17 protein-coding genes are annotated in these 17,183 nt (G+C 62.5%); 6 read left to right on the top strand and 11 right to left on the bottom strand.

All coding sequences use genetic code 11. The annotated features are described in order from the left end of the window. The first annotated feature begins 125 nt into the window (after nucleotides 1-125). Entirely contained in the window at nucleotides 126-854 is a 729-nt protein-coding gene (locus tag PM2_RS02855; protein WP_016713587.1) for a phosphatase PAP2 family protein, read from the top strand. 101 nt (nucleotides 855-955) lie between these two features. On the opposite strand, the gene groL is transcribed toward PM2_RS02855, so the two are convergent. The 5 genes from groL to PM2_RS02830 all read right to left on the bottom strand — a co-directional run bounded on the left by groL (nucleotide 956) and on the right by PM2_RS02830 (nucleotide 5,544). Next, the gene (gene groL / locus PM2_RS02850; RefSeq protein WP_016713585.1) at nucleotides 956-2,596 is read right to left on the bottom strand and encodes a chaperonin GroEL; all 1,641 of its coding nucleotides are present in this window, start codon (nucleotides 2,594-2,596) and stop codon (nucleotides 956-958) included. A 48-nt stretch (nucleotides 2,597-2,644) separates the two neighbouring features. Next, a complete protein-coding gene (locus PM2_RS02845) occupies nucleotides 2,645-2,938 on the bottom strand; it encodes a co-chaperone GroES (protein WP_003260750.1) in 294 nt (97 codons plus the stop codon). A gap of 242 nt (nucleotides 2,939-3,180) precedes the next feature. After that, nucleotides 3,181-3,642: an FxsA family protein gene (locus PM2_RS02840; protein WP_016713584.1), complete on the bottom strand. Its 462-nt coding sequence runs from the start codon at nucleotides 3,640-3,642 to the stop codon at nucleotides 3,181-3,183. Between the two features lie 67 nt (nucleotides 3,643-3,709). Beyond that, entirely contained in the window at nucleotides 3,710-4,441 is a 732-nt protein-coding gene (locus PM2_RS02835) for a HugZ family pyridoxamine 5'-phosphate oxidase (protein WP_016713583.1), read from the bottom strand. 92 nt (nucleotides 4,442-4,533) lie between these two features. Then, the gene (locus tag PM2_RS02830; RefSeq protein WP_016713582.1) at nucleotides 4,534-5,544 is read right to left on the bottom strand and encodes a DUF481 domain-containing protein; all 1,011 of its coding nucleotides are present in this window, start codon (nucleotides 5,542-5,544) and stop codon (nucleotides 4,534-4,536) included. Between the two features lie 152 nt (nucleotides 5,545-5,696). Between PM2_RS02830 and PM2_RS02825 the strand changes: the two genes are divergently transcribed. After that, nucleotides 5,697-6,050 (top strand): MGMT family protein, encoded by a 354-nt coding sequence (locus PM2_RS02825; RefSeq protein ID WP_016713581.1) that lies wholly within the window; start codon nucleotides 5,697-5,699, stop codon nucleotides 6,048-6,050. 43 nt (nucleotides 6,051-6,093) lie between these two features. Further along, the gene (locus PM2_RS02820; RefSeq protein WP_016713580.1) at nucleotides 6,094-7,641 is read left to right on the top strand and encodes an AmpG family muropeptide MFS transporter; all 1,548 of its coding nucleotides are present in this window, start codon (nucleotides 6,094-6,096) and stop codon (nucleotides 7,639-7,641) included. Between the two features lie 114 nt (nucleotides 7,642-7,755). On the opposite strand, the gene PM2_RS02815 is transcribed toward PM2_RS02820, so the two are convergent. From PM2_RS02815 to PM2_RS02805, 3 genes are all read right to left on the bottom strand, one after another. Then, nucleotides 7,756-9,000, bottom strand: a complete 1,245-nt coding sequence (locus PM2_RS02815; RefSeq protein WP_016713579.1) for an MFS transporter — start codon at nucleotides 8,998-9,000, stop codon at nucleotides 7,756-7,758. Between the two features lie 111 nt (nucleotides 9,001-9,111). After that, nucleotides 9,112-9,951: a mechanosensitive ion channel family protein gene (locus PM2_RS02810; RefSeq protein WP_016713578.1), complete on the bottom strand. Its 840-nt coding sequence runs from the start codon at nucleotides 9,949-9,951 to the stop codon at nucleotides 9,112-9,114. A gap of 112 nt (nucleotides 9,952-10,063) precedes the next feature. Further along, nucleotides 10,064-10,549, bottom strand: coding sequence for a YajQ family cyclic di-GMP-binding protein (locus PM2_RS02805; RefSeq protein WP_016713577.1), 486 nt, complete (start codon nucleotides 10,547-10,549; stop codon nucleotides 10,064-10,066). A 100-nt stretch (nucleotides 10,550-10,649) separates the two neighbouring features. Here PM2_RS02805 and PM2_RS02800 point away from each other — a divergent pair, with 100 nt between their 5' ends. From PM2_RS02800 to PM2_RS02790, 3 genes are read left to right on the top strand one after another with little or no spacing between them, the layout of a single operon-like run. Continuing rightward, nucleotides 10,650-11,567: a putative 2-dehydropantoate 2-reductase gene (locus tag PM2_RS02800; protein ID WP_016713576.1), complete on the top strand. Its 918-nt coding sequence runs from the start codon at nucleotides 10,650-10,652 to the stop codon at nucleotides 11,565-11,567. 37 nt (nucleotides 11,568-11,604) lie between these two features. Further along, on the top strand, nucleotides 11,605-13,629 hold the full coding sequence (locus PM2_RS02795) for a sensor histidine kinase (RefSeq protein WP_016713575.1): 2,025 nt from the start codon (nucleotides 11,605-11,607) through the stop codon (nucleotides 13,627-13,629). Between the two features lies 1 nt (nucleotide 13,630). Beyond that, a complete protein-coding gene (locus PM2_RS02790) occupies nucleotides 13,631-14,197 on the top strand; it encodes a cob(I)yrinic acid a,c-diamide adenosyltransferase (protein ID WP_028698607.1) in 567 nt (188 codons plus the stop codon). 39 nt (nucleotides 14,198-14,236) lie between these two features. On the opposite strand, the gene PM2_RS02785 is transcribed toward PM2_RS02790, so the two are convergent. The 3 genes from PM2_RS02785 to argJ all read right to left on the bottom strand — a co-directional run bounded on the left by PM2_RS02785 (nucleotide 14,237) and on the right by argJ (nucleotide 17,167). Then, nucleotides 14,237-15,181 (bottom strand): Nudix family hydrolase, encoded by a 945-nt coding sequence (locus PM2_RS02785; RefSeq protein WP_016713572.1) that lies wholly within the window; start codon nucleotides 15,179-15,181, stop codon nucleotides 14,237-14,239. Then, nucleotides 15,178-15,810 carry a glutathione S-transferase family protein gene (locus PM2_RS02780; protein ID WP_019097336.1) on the bottom strand — a complete coding sequence of 211 codons (633 nt, stop codon included), beginning with the start codon at nucleotides 15,808-15,810 and terminating at the stop codon, nucleotides 15,178-15,180. The genes PM2_RS02785 and PM2_RS02780 overlap by 4 nt, the downstream gene beginning before the upstream one ends. Nucleotides 15,811-15,949: 139 nt before the next feature. Then, a complete protein-coding gene (gene argJ / locus PM2_RS02775) occupies nucleotides 15,950-17,167 on the bottom strand; it encodes a bifunctional glutamate N-acetyltransferase/amino-acid acetyltransferase ArgJ (protein ID WP_028698608.1) in 1,218 nt (405 codons plus the stop codon). Nucleotides 17,168-17,183: the final 16 nt, after the last annotated feature.

Raw genomic sequence — 17,183 nt, 5'->3', positions numbered from 1 at the left:
ATGCTTGCACGGTGCCAGCCCCGAGGAAAATTCACCCCACTTGACGGTTTTTTCACTGATCCTTCACGGACACAGGATAGCGGGCAGCCGACAATGCCCGATCTTTTTCGTGCCCTGGAGCCACCATGCAGCAACGAACCCGCCCTCGCCCGATCAATTTCTGGCTGTATCTGGGCATCCCCCTGGCGACCGCGCTGGCCTTGATTCTGCTGGAGCTGACGTCAGTCGACATGGACGTGGCCAACCTGTTTTTCGACCCCGCTGCCGGGCAGTTCATCGGCCGCCACAGCTATTGGCTGGAAAACATCCTGCACGACCGGGTCAAGCAGGTGGTGATCTTGCTGGGGGTGATCTCGCTGCTCACCTTTGCTGCCAGTTTCTTCTGGAAGCGCCTGTTCGGCTGGCGCCGCGAGCTGGGCTGCCTGGTGCTGGCACTGGGCCTGTCCACGGCGTTTGTCACGCCGTTGAAGAAGGTGACCCAGGTACAGTGCCCGTGGAGCCTGACCCAGTTTGGCGGCACGGAAACCTACAGCAAGTTGCTGGAACCGCGGCCTGCTACCGACAAGCCTGGCCTGTGCTGGCCCGGTGGGCATGCGGCGACCGGGTTCTGCCTGTTCGGCCTGTTCTTCATGCTGCGTGATCGCAAACCACGGCTGGCGCGGGCGGCATTTGTGGTGGCTTTACTGGCTGGTTCGGTACTCGGCGTAGGGAGGATGATGCAGGGGGCGCACTTTCTGTCGCATAACGTGTGGACGGCGGTGTTTTGCTGGTTGATCGGGTTGGGATCGTATTACCTGGTTCTGTATCGGCGTGGGGCGGTGGAAGCGCCAGCTGTCGAACGTAGCGTCGCCTGACATTGGGGCCGCTTTGCGGCCCCAATGGGCCCAACAGGAAAAAGAAAAGCCCCGGTTCTCGCGAACCGGGGCTTTTTCATGGTGCAGGGGGTAAGGCTGGCTTACATCATGCCGCCCATGCCACCCATGCCGCCCATGTCAGGCATGCCAGCAGCTGGCTTGTCTTCTGGCAGGTCGGCAACCATGGCTTCGGTGGTGATCATCAGACCGCCGATCGAAGCAGCAGCTTGCAGGGCCGAACGGGTGACCTTGGCTGGGTCCAGGATACCCATCTCGATCATGTCGCCGTATTCGCCGGTAGCAGCGTTGTAGCCGAAGTTGCCCGAACCTTGCTTGACCTTGTCGGCCACAACGCTTGGCTCGTCGCCGGCGTTGGCAGTGATCTGGCGCAGCGGGGATTCAACAGCACGACGCAGCAGGGCGATACCGACGTTCTGGTCTTCGTTGTCGCCTTTCAGGTCGGCAATGGCCGCCAGGGCGCGAACCAGGGCAACACCACCGCCAGGCACCACGCCTTCTTCAACGGCTGCACGGGTAGCGTGCAGGGCGTCTTCAACGCGGGCTTTCTTCTCTTTCATTTCAACTTCGGTGCCAGCACCGACCTTGATCACGGCAACACCGCCAGCCAGCTTGGCCAGACGCTCTTGCAGCTTCTCACGGTCGTAGTCCGACGAGGTTTCTTCGATCTGGGCACGGATCTGCTTGACGCGTGCTTCGATCTCGGTGTCGGCGCCAGCGCCGTCGATGATGGTGGTGTTTTCCTTGGACAGGATCACGCGCTTGGCGTTACCCAGGTGCTCCAGGGTAGCGGTTTCCAGGGACAGGCCGATTTCTTCGGAGATGACCTGGCCGCCAGTCAGGACAGCGATGTCCTGCAGCATGGCCTTGCGACGGTCGCCAAAGCCTGGGGCCTTGACCGCAGCAACCTTGACGATGCCGCGCATGTTGTTGACTACCAGGGTAGCCAGCGCTTCGCCTTCAACGTCTTCGGCAACGATCAGCAGTGGGCGGCCGGCCTTGGCAACGGCTTCCAGAACTGGCAGCAGCTCACGGATGTTGGAGATCTTCTTGTCGACCAGCAGCAGCAGCGGGCCTTCCAGCTCGGCAACCATGGTGTCCGGCTTGTTGACGAAGTATGGCGACAGGTAGCCACGGTCGAACTGCATGCCTTCTACGACGGACAGTTCGTTTTCCAGGCCCGAGCCTTCTTCAACGGTGATCACGCCTTCTTTACCGACTTTTTCCATGGCTTCGGCGATGATTTCACCGATGGAGTTGTCGGAGTTGGCGGAGATGGTACCCACCTGGGCGATGGCCTTGGAGTCGGCGCATGGCTTGGACAGGTTCTTCAGCTCGGCAACGACGGCAGCAGTGGCCTTGTCGATACCGCGCTTCAGGTCCATCGGGTTCATGCCGGCAGCGACGGCTTTCAGGCCTTCGTTGACGATGGCCTGAGCCAGAACGGTAGCGGTGGTGGTGCCGTCACCGGCAGCATCGTTGGCCTTGGAAGCAACTTCCTTGACCAGCTGGGCGCCCATGTTTTCGAAGGCGTCTTTCAGCTCGATTTCTTTGGCGACGGAAACGCCGTCCTTGGTGATGGTTGGCGCGCCGAAGCTCTTGGCCAATACCACGTTACGGCCTTTCGGGCCCAGGGTCGCTTTTACCGCGTCAGCCAGAACGTTGACACCAACCAGCATTTTCTTACGAGCGGAATCGCCGAATTTTACGTCTTTAGCAGCCATGATCGTTTAATCCTTGGAATTCTTTGGAGTAACGGGAAGTCGGGGAAATCAGCCTTCGATAACGGCGAGGATTTCGTTCTCGGCCATGACCAGCAGGTCTTCGCCATCGACTTTCACGGTGTTGCTGCCCGAGTAAGGGCCGAAAACTACTTTGTCACCCACTTTCACGGCCAGCGCGCGAACTTCGCCGTTGTCCAGGATGCGACCGGTGCCGACGGCAACGACTTCGCCGCGGTTTGGTTTTTCAGCGGCCGAACCCGGCAGGACGATACCGCCAGCGGTTTTCGATTCTTCTTCGCTGCGACGGATAACGACGCGGTCATGCAGAGGACGAAGCTTCATTGTCGATCTCTCCCAATTTGTGGTTTTCATCGGCCGGTGTCGACACCGGCGGGTTGATGCTGTCCGGCGTTGCCGGGAGGTGGCCCGCATTGGGCGAACCACCTGAGTCATGTCTGGCGTTGCCACCAGAAACCTTGCGGTGACCACATACATGAGGCCGCCATAATCAATTACAAGGCTTGATAAACAAAAAATTTCTTGAGGCTGAAAAACACCGGGGCCGCGTGTGCGGCCCCGGGGGTTTACTTGTCTCGGCGCTCGTACTCGCCTTCAATCACGTTCGGGCGGTGCCCCCCCTCACGCGGCTGCGTCTGGAACGGGTCGTCCTGAAACGCACGCTGGCGCATCGCCTGGGCTTCGGCACGCTCGCGCATCTTGCGCGCGGCCAAATGGCGGGTGAACGGCAACAGGCACAGCAGGCCCAGCACGTCGCTGATGAAGCCTGGCAACAGCAGCAGGCCGCCACCGACGGCCAGCATCAGGCCCTGGAACATGTCCTCGGCGGGCAGCTCGCCACGCTGCAGGCTTTCACGGGCACGCAGTGCGGTGGCCAGGCCGGCCACGCGCATTACCAGCACACCCAGGGCGGAGCCGGCGATGATCAGCAGCAGCGCCGGGAAGAACCCGATGGCCGCGCTGACCTTCACGAAGATGAACAGCTCCAGCACGGGAAACAGCAGAAGCAACAGTAGAAAAGCACGCATCAAAGCAATCCTCGTTGGAAGACAACCTTCCTGTAAGACCTACAAATGGATGCGTGTGCTCGGTTTTTCAACCCTCAACCTCTGTCGCAACCGGCCAGTGGTCGGCGCGCGCCAGCAAAACAAGGGCCTCGCGGACTTGTGTCGGCGTGTTGCAAATACTGGGGAAAGGCAACCAGTGCACCGCCTGGCCAATGCGCAGGTGCATGCCTTCGCTGTCTACCCCCACCATTTGCGCCGGTGTATGACGCGGCAAGTCGGTCAGCTCCACGTAGTGGGCGATGGCATTGGCGTGATCGCTGTTCATGTGCTCGACCATGCTCGCCTCGGCCTTGCCGGCGAACGGGTTGGCCAAGGTTACCTGGTCGAGCCAGTGGATCGCGCCAAAACCGCCAATGTAGCGATGGCGCACTGGCTGCAAGACCCAGAAGTCGAAATCGTGAGCCTTGTGATAGTTGGCAGCGTCCGGGAAATAGCGGTAGTAGCGTTCGGCAGCCGCCTCGACAGCCGCTGCGTCGACCAGCTTGTGCGCCTCGGCCATCACGGTCAGGCGCCCCACGGCCTGCACATCTTCGGCCTCGCGCTCCCCCACCAGTAGCGAGCACTTGGGATCTTTCTGCAGGTTGTGGGTGTGTTGGGCGATGCGGCTGATGAGGATCAATGGATGGCCGTGGGCGTCCAGGCAGTACGGCACGACCGAGCCGAAAGGGAAACCGGGCATCGACTTGGAATGGGTCGAGAGCACGCCGCGGTATTCCTTGAGCAGCAGTTCCCGGGCGGGGCGGAGGGCGTTGGTACTCACTTGGGGATGGCTCCTGGCAGCGGACTGGATAGGGACAAGATAAGCATTATCAGTTCCAGTGCCAATGGGGCCGCTTTGCGGCCCCCAAAAACCTACCAGGTCACGCCGAAGCCCGCGGTATAGCGGGTCTTGTCCAGGTCACTGTCGCGCGTGCCGGTGATGATGTCCTTCTCCGCCTTGAGGTTGAGCGAGGCCCACTCGGTAACTTTGTAGCGCAAGCCAACCTCGGCATCCAGCGAGTAATCGGCCACGCCCCCCAGCGGCTTGGCAAACTCGCCGTTGGTGAACAGTTGCACGTTCTTGCCGATCAGGTAGCGGGTGTAGTCCCACTTCACCGCCGCTGAGTAGAAGTTGTCCTTGGCGCCGTCCTGGTATTCGAAGTCGGTGCGGTTGATCAACGAACCCAGCGAGAATGCGCCCAGCTCGTCGTCCCAGAACTGGTAACCCGGGCCGGTACCGACCGTGCGCTGGCGAGCCAGGTCTTCGATACGGTCTCGCTTGTATTCCGCTCGGCCCTGCCAGAACCACTTCTCGGTCATGAAGCGGTCCAGCGCGTACTCGGCGCTCCAGTTGTCGGTGGTGGTGACATCGTCCTTGGTTTCGCGGTTGTACTCACCTTCGGCGTTGTGCCGCCAGCGGCCATGGCGGGCGGTAGTCTTGAAGCCGACATCGTAATCGTCGGTGTCGTTCTCGGCGCGCTTGTAGTCCAGGGCCACGTCCACGTTGCCTTTCCACACGAAGTCTTCGACCAGCGGCCTGGGCTTCATGATCTGCTCGATGCTGGCCAGCTCCACGGTCTTGGGCGCTTCGCCATTGGCCAAAGTGACTTTGCCAGGCTCGGCCGCTTTCAGCGACTTGGCCTTTTCCCCCGTGTAGGCGTCCTGCTTGACCAGCATCTCCTGGTCACTCTCCAGGGTCTGGACCTCTTTCCAGTCCAGCGCGATGGACCCGCCATAGGGGGTTTCCAGCAGCAGCTTGCCGCCGTCGAACACTTTGATCTTGCCGCTGAGCCGGTCACCGTTCTTCATCCACACGGTGTCGGCGAACACCGGGGCGGCGCACAAGGAAGCAGCTAGCAAGCACAACAGGGATCTAGAATACATAAGCGGACTACGGGTTCGATTTGACGAAAAAAGCCGGGCATTATCCAGATACCGACAACCAGAGCAAGGACAGACCGAGCGTATGCCGTTGAGTTCAACTCTCATTTGCCGGACCACCTGTCCGGTTTCATCTACAGCCCAAGGGGGGCGTGATGTCTGATGGATATGAGGCTGCGCTCGAATCCGCCGAGGGCCGACGAACGGCGCTATATTCAGTACTGGGCCAGGTGCCTTCCGGCAAGGTGGTGAGCTATGGCCAACTGGCCGAGCTGGCGGGCCTTGGCCGTGCCGCGCGTTGGGTCGGGCGCACCCTCGGGCAGCTGCCTGCGGACACCCGCCTGCCCTGGCACCGGGTGCTCGGCGCAGGTGGCAGGCTGAGCCTGGCATTGGGTACCCCGTCGGGTGATGAACAGCGGGCGCGTTTACGCGCGGAAGGTGTGAATGTAACCAACAATCGGGTGGATATGACGCGCCATGGCTGGCGCCCAATGGAGCACAGCGGTTAGAGTGCGCGCTTTGTTTTCGCAAACTTGAGGCAGATGTTGGCCCATGCCCCGTAAAACCTGGCGCGCTGCGCTTGCTGCCTATGCCAGCCCGTCAACCTTGGTACTTTTGCTGCTCGGCTTTGCCGCCGGTCTGCCCTACATGCTGGTGTTCTCCACCCTGTCCGTGTGGTTGCGTGAAGCCGGTGTTGCCCGCGAGACCATCGGCTACGCCAGCCTGATCGGCCTGGCCTACGCCTTCAAGTGGGTGTGGTCGCCGCTGCTCGACCAATGGCGCCTGCCCCTGTTGGGTGGCCTGGGTCGGCGTCGTTCGTGGCTGCTGTTGTCGCAAGCGCTCGTGGTCATCGGCCTGGTCGGCATGAGCCTGTGCGACCCGCAACAGCACCTGTCGTGGCTGATCGCCATGGCCGTGCTGGTGGCCTTCGCATCGGCGACCCAGGACATTGCTGTCGACGCCTACCGCCTGGAAATCGCTGACGATCAACGCCAGGCCGCGCTGGCTGCCAGTTACATGGCTGGCTACCGGGTGGCCGCCCTGCTCGCCACGGCCGGCGCCCTGTTCTTTGCCGAGTGGTTCGGCTCCACCGGTTTCAGCTACCTGCACAAGGCCTGGGCCGGCACCTATGTGATGTTCGGGGTCATGATGCTGCCCGCCCTGTTCACGACCCTGGTGATGCGCGAACCGCCGGTGCCCTTGCGCACCCAGCTGTCGGCAGCGCGCTACGGCTTGGTGCACCAGATGGCCTCGGTGTTCGTGCTGATCATCCTGCTGGTGTCGGTACCGGCCAGCTTCACCCAGATGTTCAATACCGGCTGGTCCAGCGTCATTTCCGGTGATGCCACACCGCTTGACCTGCTGCTGGAAGACCGCGCGTTCCTGCGCCTGATCCTCTACGTACTGCTGACCTGGGCGTGCTTGTCGAGCCTTGGCCGTCGCGGCCTGGCCCCGGTGCTGACGCCAGTCAACGACTTCATCACACGCTACCGCTGGCAGGCGCTGCTGCTGCTCGGCCTGATCGCCACCTATCGCATGTCGGACACGGTCATGGGTGTGATGGCCAACGTGTTCTACATCGACATGGGCTTCACCAAGGACCAGATCGCCAGCGTCAGCAAGATCTTCGGCCTGATCATGACCTTGGTCGGCGCCGGGGTTGGCGGGCTGCTGATCGTGCGCTTTGGCATCATGCCGATCCTGTTCATCGGCGGCGTAGCTTCGGCCGGCACCAACATCCTGTTCCTGATGCTGGCCGACATGGGCCCGAACCTGGAAATGCTGGTGGTGACCATCTCGCTGGACAACTTCAGCTCCGGCATGGCCACTTCGGCCTTCGTTGCCTACCTGTCGAGCCTGACCAACCTGAAGTTCTCAGCGACCCAGTACGCGCTGCTTAGCTCGATCATGCTGTTGTTGCCAAGGTTGATCGGCGGGTATTCAGGGGTGATGGTGGAGAAGTTCGGCTACCACGACTTCTTCCTGATTACCGCTTTGCTGGGTGTGCCTACGCTGATCCTGATTGCCCTGCAGTGGCGGCAGGAGGCTGGACGGGGAACGCCGGTGGCAGAGGAAGGATCAGCGGCCGAGCGGCCCTGAGAGACTGCTACAACCTGTACTGGCCTCATCGCGAGCAAGCTCGCTCCTACAAGGCCTATGGTGATCCTGTAGGAGCGAGCTTGCTCGCGAAAAGGCCAGACCAGGCACTATGGATTACTGAGCCACAGCCCCTTCCCCAGGCCGCCCGCCTACGACAAACCAAAGCGGCCACAGCGCCAGTGCCCCCGCCACACCCGCCGCCAAGGCAAAGTGCAACAAGCTGGCTCCGGCGCCAATCATCGCCAGCACTGCCCCGCCCAAGCCCAGCAAGGCAATGGTGATCATCCCCAGCATGGCCGACACCAGGCCCTTGCTCTGTTCGCTGGAGAACAGCGTCATGCGGTACAGCACTGCGTTGGCTACACCCAACCCAAGTGCGTACAGCGACATGCCCGCCACCACGCTGGTCACGCTCGGCCAGTACCAGGTCGCCAGCACCATCAGGCTCAGGCCGGCCAGGTAGGGCCACAGTGCACCACGCACCAGGGCCGGCAGCGGGTAGCGGTCAGCGATGCGGTTGATGATCAGGTTGCCCAGGATCAGCCCGCCAAATACCGGCAGCTGCCACAAGGCGTATTCCATTGTGCTCAGCCCCTCATCGTGAATCAGCAGCACCGGCGACAGGCCGATCCAGCCGATCAGTGGCAAACCAACCAGGCCCAGGGCAGCGCTGCCGGCAACGAAGCGGCGATTGCTCAGTAACTGGCCGTAGCCTGCCAGCAGTGGCAACAGATGAATTGGTGTAAACGCCAGGCGTGAACCATCACGGCGCTCCACGCCCAGCGTTTCCGGCATCAACCGGTACAACAGCACCCAAGCCAGCACCGCGCCGATGGCAAAGGCCACGAACAGCCAGCGCCAATCCAGCCACTGCAGCAGCAAGGTGCCCACCAGCGGCCCGAGCAACGGCGACAGCAAGGCGATGTTGGCCAGCAGGGCCATCATGCGCACCGCATCAGCTTCGCTGAACGCTTCATTCAAGGCCGGGTAGCTGACCGTGACCACGAAGCCCAGGCCAATGCCCTGCAACAGGCGCAGCAGGTTGAACAGGCCAATGTCGTGGACCCAGAACGTGGCCAGGCAGGCCAGGCCGAAGAACGCGCAGCCAGCCAGCAACAGCGGGCGCCGGCCATAACGGTCGGCCAGCGGGCCGATCAGCCATTGCAGCACCACGCCCCCCAGCAGGTACAGGTTAAGGGCATGGGGGATGTATTCGGGGCTGGCGTTCAGGTCGCCCACCACCACCGGCATGGCCGGCATGACCGCGTCGCTGGCCAGGTAGGTCAGCAGCTCGAACAGGGCAAGGGTGAGGCCGAACAACAAGGCGCGCAGGGGGGTGATGTAAAGCAGTGGTTTCATGATGGCGTATCGGGTGTGGCAGGAGGGGTCAGGCTATATGCCAGAAATGGCGGGATATTGCTGTGAACAAGTGTAAAAACCGGGGCCTTGCGCCCCGGTTTCAATGCGGTGTTACTGCGTTGCAGTCTCCTGCACCACGCGAATCACCCGCTGCGGGAACGGAATATCGATCCCTTCAGCCTTCAACCGGTCACGCGCATGCTCGTTGAGCATGAACATCACATCCCAGTAATCGGCGGTCTTGACCCACAGGCGCAACGACACGGTGATCGAGCTGTCGCCCAGGGTGGAAATCACCGCCTGCGGTGCCGGGTCGGACAACACGCGGGGGTCCTGCGCCAGCTCCAGCAACACGTTGCGGGCCTTTTGCAGGTCGGCCTCGTAGTCCACGCCCACATCGAACACCACCTTGCGCGTCGGCTGGCGGTTGGTGTTGGTGATGATGCCGTTGGACAGGCTGCCGTTGGGCATGATCACTGTCTTGTTGTCACCGGTGCGCAGCACGGTGTGGAAGATCTGGATGCTGTCGACCGTACCGGCCACACCCTGCGCCTCGATCCAGTCACCGATGCGGAACGGGCGGAACATCAGGATCAACACCCCACCCGCGAAGTTTGCCAGGCTACCCTGCAGTGCCAGGCCGATCGCCAGGCCTGCGGCACCGATAGCCGCGACGAACGAGGTGGTCTCGATGCCGATCATCGACGCCACGCTGACGAACAGCAGCACCTTCAGCACAATGTTCGACAAAGTGCTGATAAACCCTTGCAGGGCCGCATCGGCGCGCAACCCGGCCAGCTTGCCCAGACGCGTGCTGACCCGGTTGATCAGCCACCAGCCAATGGCCAGTGTCAGCAGCGCCAACAGCAGGCGGCTGCCGTATTGCATGATCAACGGGATCCACGTCTGGGACTGGCGGACGAGCTGATCGACTTCAGCGTTCAAATCCATATTCATCTCCTGATGCCTGAAGGCATGTACACGGTAAAACCGGCCGAAACCGCAACACGGCCATGGAACCGATGGACATCATTTGGCCATCGGGGTTCCGGGCATTACCTGCTCAGTCGCGGAAGTTGTTGAACTGCAGCGGCATGTCGAATTCCTTGGTGCGCAGCAGGGCGATGGCTTCCTGCAGGTCATCACGCTTCTTGCCGGTCACGCGCACTTGCTCGCCCTGGATGGCGGCCTGCACTTTCAGCTTGCCATCCTTGATGGTGGCGACGATCTTCTTGGCCAGGTCCTTGTCGATGCCTTCGCGGAACTTGGCTTCCTGCTTCTTTTCCTTGCCGGAGGCGTACGGGTCTTTGGTTTCCAGGCATTTCACGTCGATCTTGCGCTTGACCAGTGCCAGGCGCAGGATTTCCAGCATGGCTTCGAGCTGGAACTCTTCTTCGGCGGTGAGCATCACGGTCTGCTCTTTGTCCTTGAACTCGAAGGTGCCCTTGCCCTTGAGGTCGTAGCGGCGATCCAGGTCCTTGATGGCGTTGTCGACCGCGTTCTGCACTTCGTGCTTGTCCAGTTCCGATACCACGTCGAACGAAGGCATGGTTGTTCTCCCAAAATAAAAGCGCGCTCAGGCTGACGATGGAGCGCGCTGGGTTTGACGGTTAAAATGCGGGCTCATTATAACGGGTTGCGAAACGCATATGAGCAGCACCTGGCATATTCTCGGCGCCGGCAGCCTAGGCAGCCTGTGGGCCTGCCGCCTGGCGCGCGCAGGCAAGGCTGTGCGCCTGATCCTGCGGGACGGTCAACGGCTGCAGGCCTACCAGCAAGCCGGCGGCCTGACCTTGGTCGAACAGGACCAGCCCCACCACTACGCCATTCCTGCCGAAACCGCGCAGGCGCAAGGCCCCATCCACCGCCTGCTGGTGGCTTGCAAGGCCTACGATGCCGCCCCGGCCATTGCCGGTGTGGCACACCGGCTGGCCGAGGGTGCCGAAGTGGTGTTGCTGCAGAACGGCCTGGGCAGCCAGGACGACGTGACCGACCTGGTGCCCCATGCACGCAGCATCTTCGCGTCCAGTACCGAAGGGGCGTTCCGCGAAGGCGACTGGCAGGTACGCTTTGCCGGCCACGGTTTCAACTGGCTGGGTGACCCGCGCAACCCGACCATCCCCGCCTGGTTCGATGACCTGCATGACGCAGGCATCCCCGCTGAATGGACCGTGGACATCCTCACCCGTCTGTGGCGCAAACTGGCGCTCAACTGCGCCATCAACCCGCTGACCGTGCTATACGACTGCCAGAACGGTGGGCTGCTGGGGCACCTGGGCGAAGTTGACGCGTTGTGTACCGAACTGGCCGAATTGCTGCGCCGCTGCGGCCAACCGCAAGCAGCAGTCGAGCTGGATGAAGAAGTGCAACGGGTGATCCTCGCCACCGCAGCCAACTACTCTTCCATGTACCAGGACGTACGCGCTGGCCGACGCACCGAGGTACATTACCTGCTCGGCCATGCCTGCCGCGCAGCCGGGCGCCATGGCCTGCAATTGCCGCAGCTTGAACACTTGCGGCAGCGCCTGGTCGATAACTTGCGCACACGTGGCTTGCCCTGCGACTGATGCGGCCCTTCAACCGGATACGGACATTGCCTAGCCCATGACCTTGCGCCAACGCCTGGAAAACCTCCCGGTCGGGCAGAAGCTGCTGGCGGCCCTGCTGGTATTGCTGGTGACCATCCTGCTGGTGGCCAACCTCACCTTCATCAGTGCCGCCTACTGGATCACCCAGGAGAGCATGGCCCCGCAGGCGCTGCAGACTATCGGGCGGCTGGTGGCCAACCCGCAGCTTGCCGCCCGCGCGGGTGACAGCGCAGAAACCGCCAACGCCCTGCTCAAGGAGCTGGACAGCTACACGCCATTGCGTGCGGCCGCCGTCTACGGTGGCGATGGCCGCATGCTGGCGCAATTGCAGCATGGCGATCCGCTAACCCTGCCCAAGCGCTTTCGCAACATCGACGGCTGGCGCCTGATGGAGTTTCGCAGCACCCAGCTGATCCGCATCCCGCGCGACGCCAACCCGCCGGCGCACCTGCTGCTGGTGGCCAGCAGCGAGCTGCCCACCGCCTTCTACACCGGCACCCTCAGCGCCAGCCTGGGCATTCTGGTGTTCAGTATCCTGCTGTGGATCGTCATCGCCCGGCAGATAAAACGCCTGATCACCCAGCCGATCAACCAGCTTGAAGAGCTCAGCCGCCAGGTCACCCGCGAAGAAAGCTACGCCCTGCGCGCCCGGCGCGGCAACGACGATGAAATCGGCAGCCTGGCTGATGCCTTCAACACCATGCTGTCACGCATCGAAGCCCGCGAGCAGCAGCTCAAGCGCGCCCGCGACGAGTTCCAGGATGCCTATGACCAGGCCCAGGGCCTGGCCGAGGAAACCCGCCACACCAACCGCAAGCTGGAGCTGGAAGTACAGGTACGCAGCAAGATCGAGAAAAAGCTCACGGGTTTCCAGAACTACCTCAACAGCATCATCGACTCGATGCCCTCGGCGCTGATCGCCCTTGACGAACAGCTTTACGTGACCCAGTGGAACCACGAAGCCACGGTACTCTCCGGCACACCACTGGACGAAGCGCTGAACCAACCGGTATTCATCGCTTTCGAGCCGCTCAAGCCATTCCTTCCGCAACTGAAGGAAACGGTCGAGAAGCACCGGGTGGCAAAGATCGAGCGGGTCACCTGGCCCAAGGGCGACGACCTTCGCCACTACGCCCTGACCTTCTACCCGCTGACCGGCGGCGGCGGGCGCGGCGTGGTGATCCGCATCGACGACATCACCCAGCGGCTGTCGCTGGAGGAGATGATGGTGCAGTCGGAGAAAATGCTTTCAGTCGGTGGCCTGGCTGCCGGCATGGCCCACGAAATCAACAACCCACTGGGTGCCATCCTGCACAACGTGCAGAACATCCGCCGGCGCCTTTCACCAGAGCTGCCGCGCAACCAGGAACAGGCCGAAGAGCTGGGTATCGACCTGTCAACGGTCAACCGTTACCTGGCCAGCCGCGAAGTGCCGCAATTGCTGGACGGTATTCAGCAGGCCGGCGCGCGGGCTGCCAAGATCGTCACGCACATGCTCAGTTTCAGCCGCCGCAGCAACCGCCAGCTGGTGCCGTGCGAGCTGCCGGCCCTGATCGACCAGGCGGTGGAAATTGCCAGCAACGACTTCGACCTCACCATCGGTTTCGACTTCAAGGGCCAAGCCATCGTGCGCCAGTTCGACCCCACACTGGGCCCGGTGCCCTGCACGGCCAACGAACTGGAGCAGGTACTGCTCAACCTGCTGAAAAACGCAGCCCAGGCCATCCACCTGCGCCCTCAGCCGAGTGAACCCGGGCGTATAACCCTGCGCACGCGGCTGAACCCACCCTGGGCGGAAATTCAAGTCGAGGACAACGGCGTCGGTATGCCCGAAGCAGTGCGCAAGCGCACCTTCGAGCCGTTTTTCACCACCAAGGAAATTGGCCAGGGCACCGGGTTGGGCCTGTCGGTCTCGTACTTCATCATCACCAATAACCACAAGGGGCAGATGGAAGTGCAGTCCACGCCCGGCCAGGGCACCTGCTTTACCCTGCGCCTGCCCCTCGGCCAGCCGGCGGCGCCGGCCAATACGGAGAAGTGACATGGGCTACCGCCTGTCGAAGATCTACACCCGCACCGGCGACAAGGGCGAAACCGGCCTGGGCGACGGTCGCCGGGTACCCAAGGACCACCCGCGGATCGAGGCGATTGGCGAGGTGGACAGCCTGAACAGCCAGTTGGGCGTGCTACTGGCGGGGTTGGCCGAGCAAGGGCTGGATGAGGTGAGCACCGTGCTCGCGCCGTGTCAGCACCGCTTGTTCGACCTTGGGGGGGAGCTGGCAATGCCGAGTTACCAGGCGCTGAACCTGGCGGAGGTTGAGCGGCTGGAGGCGGCTATCGATGTGTGGAATGAAGAGCTGGGGCCGTTGAAGAACTTCATACTGCCCAGTGGTTCGGCGCTGGTGGCACAGGCGCATGTGTGCCGCTGTTTGGCGCGTAGCGCTGAACGGCGCTGTCAGCAGTTGAATGCAGTTGAGCCGTTGGAGGGGGTTGGGCTGGCGTATATCAACCGGCTTTCGGATCTGCTGTTTGTGGCGGCGCGGATCATTGGCCGGCGGCAGGGCATTGCAGAGGTGCTGTGGCAGCCTGCTGATAAGCCTCAAGGCTGATATTGCCGGGGCTGCTTTGCAGCCCCTCTCAAAGGCGACTCAGATTTCAGGCCAGAACGCTCGGATGCCGGCCACACCTTGTGCCCCGACATCCCAGGCCTGCTCGCGCTCACCCGGCCCTACCCCACCCAGCAGGTAGACCGGCTTGTTGAACCCGGCAATCAACCGCTGCGCATCATCCCACCCCAGCGGTACCGCCTCAGGGTGAGTCTGGGTCGCCTGCACCGGAGACAAGGTGACAAAGTCCACGCCCATCTGCTCCGCCAGCGCCAGTTCCTCAGCGCTGTGGCACGACGCTGCCAGCCAACGCTCCTTGGGGAACGGCCGGCCCTTGGCCGCGTACTTGCGCAACTGCGCCGCCGTCAGGTGCCAACCCGCCGAGGGGAAGTCACCCAGCCACTCCAGCGGCCCCTTGAGCATCAGCTGTGCCTTGCCCGCACACAGCCCGACCGCATCCACCGCCACATCGCGGTATTTGGGGTCGTACATGTCCGGGGCACGCAGCTGGATCAGCCGAATACCACTGGCCACCGCCTTCTGGATGCCCTTGAGCATCTGCGGCACTTCCAGGCCATCCGGGGTAATCAGGTATTGGTCCGGCAGGCGCGCAGCGGCAACGATCGGCTTGTTGGCCTCCGGGAATTCGTACTGCGGCAAGTCGCGCGGGGCCACCCATTCCAACGGCTGCCCCTCGGCGCCATGGGGTTCGCCGGTGAACGCGTCGACCTCGCGCACGTCCAGCAGCACCTGTTTGTCCGGGTAATCATGGCTGACCTTGATCAGCGCACGCGAACGGGTGACCTCGATGCCCAGTTCCTCGCGCAGCTCACGGGCCAGCGCCACTTCCACGCTTTCGCCCGCTTCTACCTTGCCACCGGGAAACTCCCACAGGCCGCCCTGGTGCTGGGTATCCGCCCGGCGTGCGATCAGAATACGGCCGTCATCGCCACGAATGACAGCAGCTACTACATGAATCCGTTTCACCCTTCACGCTCCGCCAGGCCAGCCTGCTGCCAAGCCTTGAAGGCTGGCCACTGATAAATGGTCTCGATGTAGGCGGCCGCCTCTGCTGGCACTGCCACGCGGTAGGTGCGCAGACGCACGGCCACCGGGGCGAAGAAGGCATCGGCCAGGCTCGGCTTGCCGAACAGGAACGGGCCGTTGTCCTTGGCCACCACGCGGCATTCGGACCACAGCGCGACGATACGGTCGATGTCGACTTGCACGTCCAGTGGCACTTCGTCCAAGGCACTGTCACGCGACAAGTCGAACGGCATGGCGCCGCGCAGGGCAAAGAAGCCGCTGTGCATCTGCGCGCAGGCAGAACGGGCCTGGGCACGGGCAGCGACATCGGCAGGCCAAAGCTGCGCGTCAGGGTGCTGTTCGTTGAGGTATTCGCCAATCGCCAGGGAGTCGGCGATCACACCGTGCTCGGTCTTGAGCAGCGGTACCTTGCCAGTGGCGGAGAATGCGAGGATGCGCTGACGGGTGTCAGGCTGGTTGAGTTTGATCAGGGTTTCTTCGTAGGGCACGCCAGCCAACTCGAGGGCCAGGGCGCCACGCAGCGACCAGGAGGAATACAGCTTGTCGCCGATGATCAGGTGATAGCTCATGGTTCGGCTCCATTGTTATGGAATTTTGGGGCTGCTTTTCAGCCCTTTCGCGGCACGAGGCCGCTCCTACAAAAGCGCGCGCGGTCCCTGTAGGAGCGGCCTCGTGCCGCGAAAGGGCCGCAACGCGGCCCCAATTGCATCAAGTACGGTATTCGGCGTTGATCTTCACGTATTCGTGGGACAGGTCGGTGGTCCAGATGGTTTCGCTGCACGCACCACGGCCCAGCTCGATACGAATGGTGATCTCTTCCTGGGCCATCACTGCCGAACCTTGCGCTTCGGTGTAGCTTGGGCTGCGGCCGCCTTGGCTGGCGATGCACACGCTGTCCAGGTACACGTCGATCAGGCTTACATCCAGCTCCGGCACGCCCGCACGGCCAACAGCCGCGAGGATACGGCCCCAGTTCGGGTCGGAGGCGAACAGTGCAGTCTTGATCAGCGGCGAGTGGGCCACGGCGTAGCCGACGTCCAGGCATTCCTGGTGATTGCCACCGCCGTTAACCTGTACGGTCACGAACTTGGTGGCACCTTCGCCGTCACGAACGATGGCCTGGGCCACTTCCATGCACACTTCGAACACCGCTTTTTTCAGCGCTTCGAACAGCGCGCCGCTGGCTTCGTTGACTTCCGGCAGGTTGGCCTTGCCGGTGGCGATCAGCATGCAGCAATCGTTGGTCGAGGTGTCGCCGTCGATGGTGATGCGGTTGAACGACTTGTTGGCGCCGTCCAGCATCAGGTCCTTGAGCACCGCCGGGGCAACCTTGGCGTCGGTGGCGATGTAGCCGAGCATGGTGGCCATGTTCGGGCGGATCATGCCTGCGCCTTTGCTGATGCCGGTGACGGTTACGGTTACGCCGTCGTGCTGGAACTGGCGGCTGGCGCCCTTGGGCAGGGTGTCGGTGGTCATGATGCCGGTAGCGGCTTCAGCCCAGTGGTTTTCCGACAGGTTGTCGAGGGCGGCCTGCAGTGCACCTTCGATCTTCTCGACCGGCAGTGGCTCACCGATCACGCCGGTGGAGAACGGCAGTACCGACTCGGCCGGCACGCCAGCCAATTCGGCCAGCTTGGCGCATGTACGCTCGGCAGCCACCAGGCCTGGCGCGCCGGTACCGGCGTTGGCATTACCGGTATTGGTCAGCAGGTAACGCACGGTGCCCTGTACACGCTGCTTGGACAGGATCACCGGCGCTGCGCAGAAGGCGTTGAGGGTGAACACGCCGGCCACGCTGGAGCCTTCGGCACAGCGCATCACTACCACGTCCTTGCGCCCAGGGCGCTTGATGCCGGCAGAAGCGATGCCGAGTTCAAAACCCGGAACCGGGTGCAGGGTGGGCAAAGGACCAAGACCAACAGCCATTAGAGCGCTCCTAGAA

It is taken from the genome of Pseudomonas monteilii NBRC 103158 = DSM 14164, from assembly GCF_000730605.1.
GTDB classification, from domain to species: Bacteria; Pseudomonadota; Gammaproteobacteria; order Pseudomonadales; family Pseudomonadaceae; genus Aquipseudomonas; species Aquipseudomonas monteilii.
The sequence above is the reverse complement of the archived record's forward strand: the minus strand, read 5'-3'. Positions and strand labels throughout refer to the sequence as shown.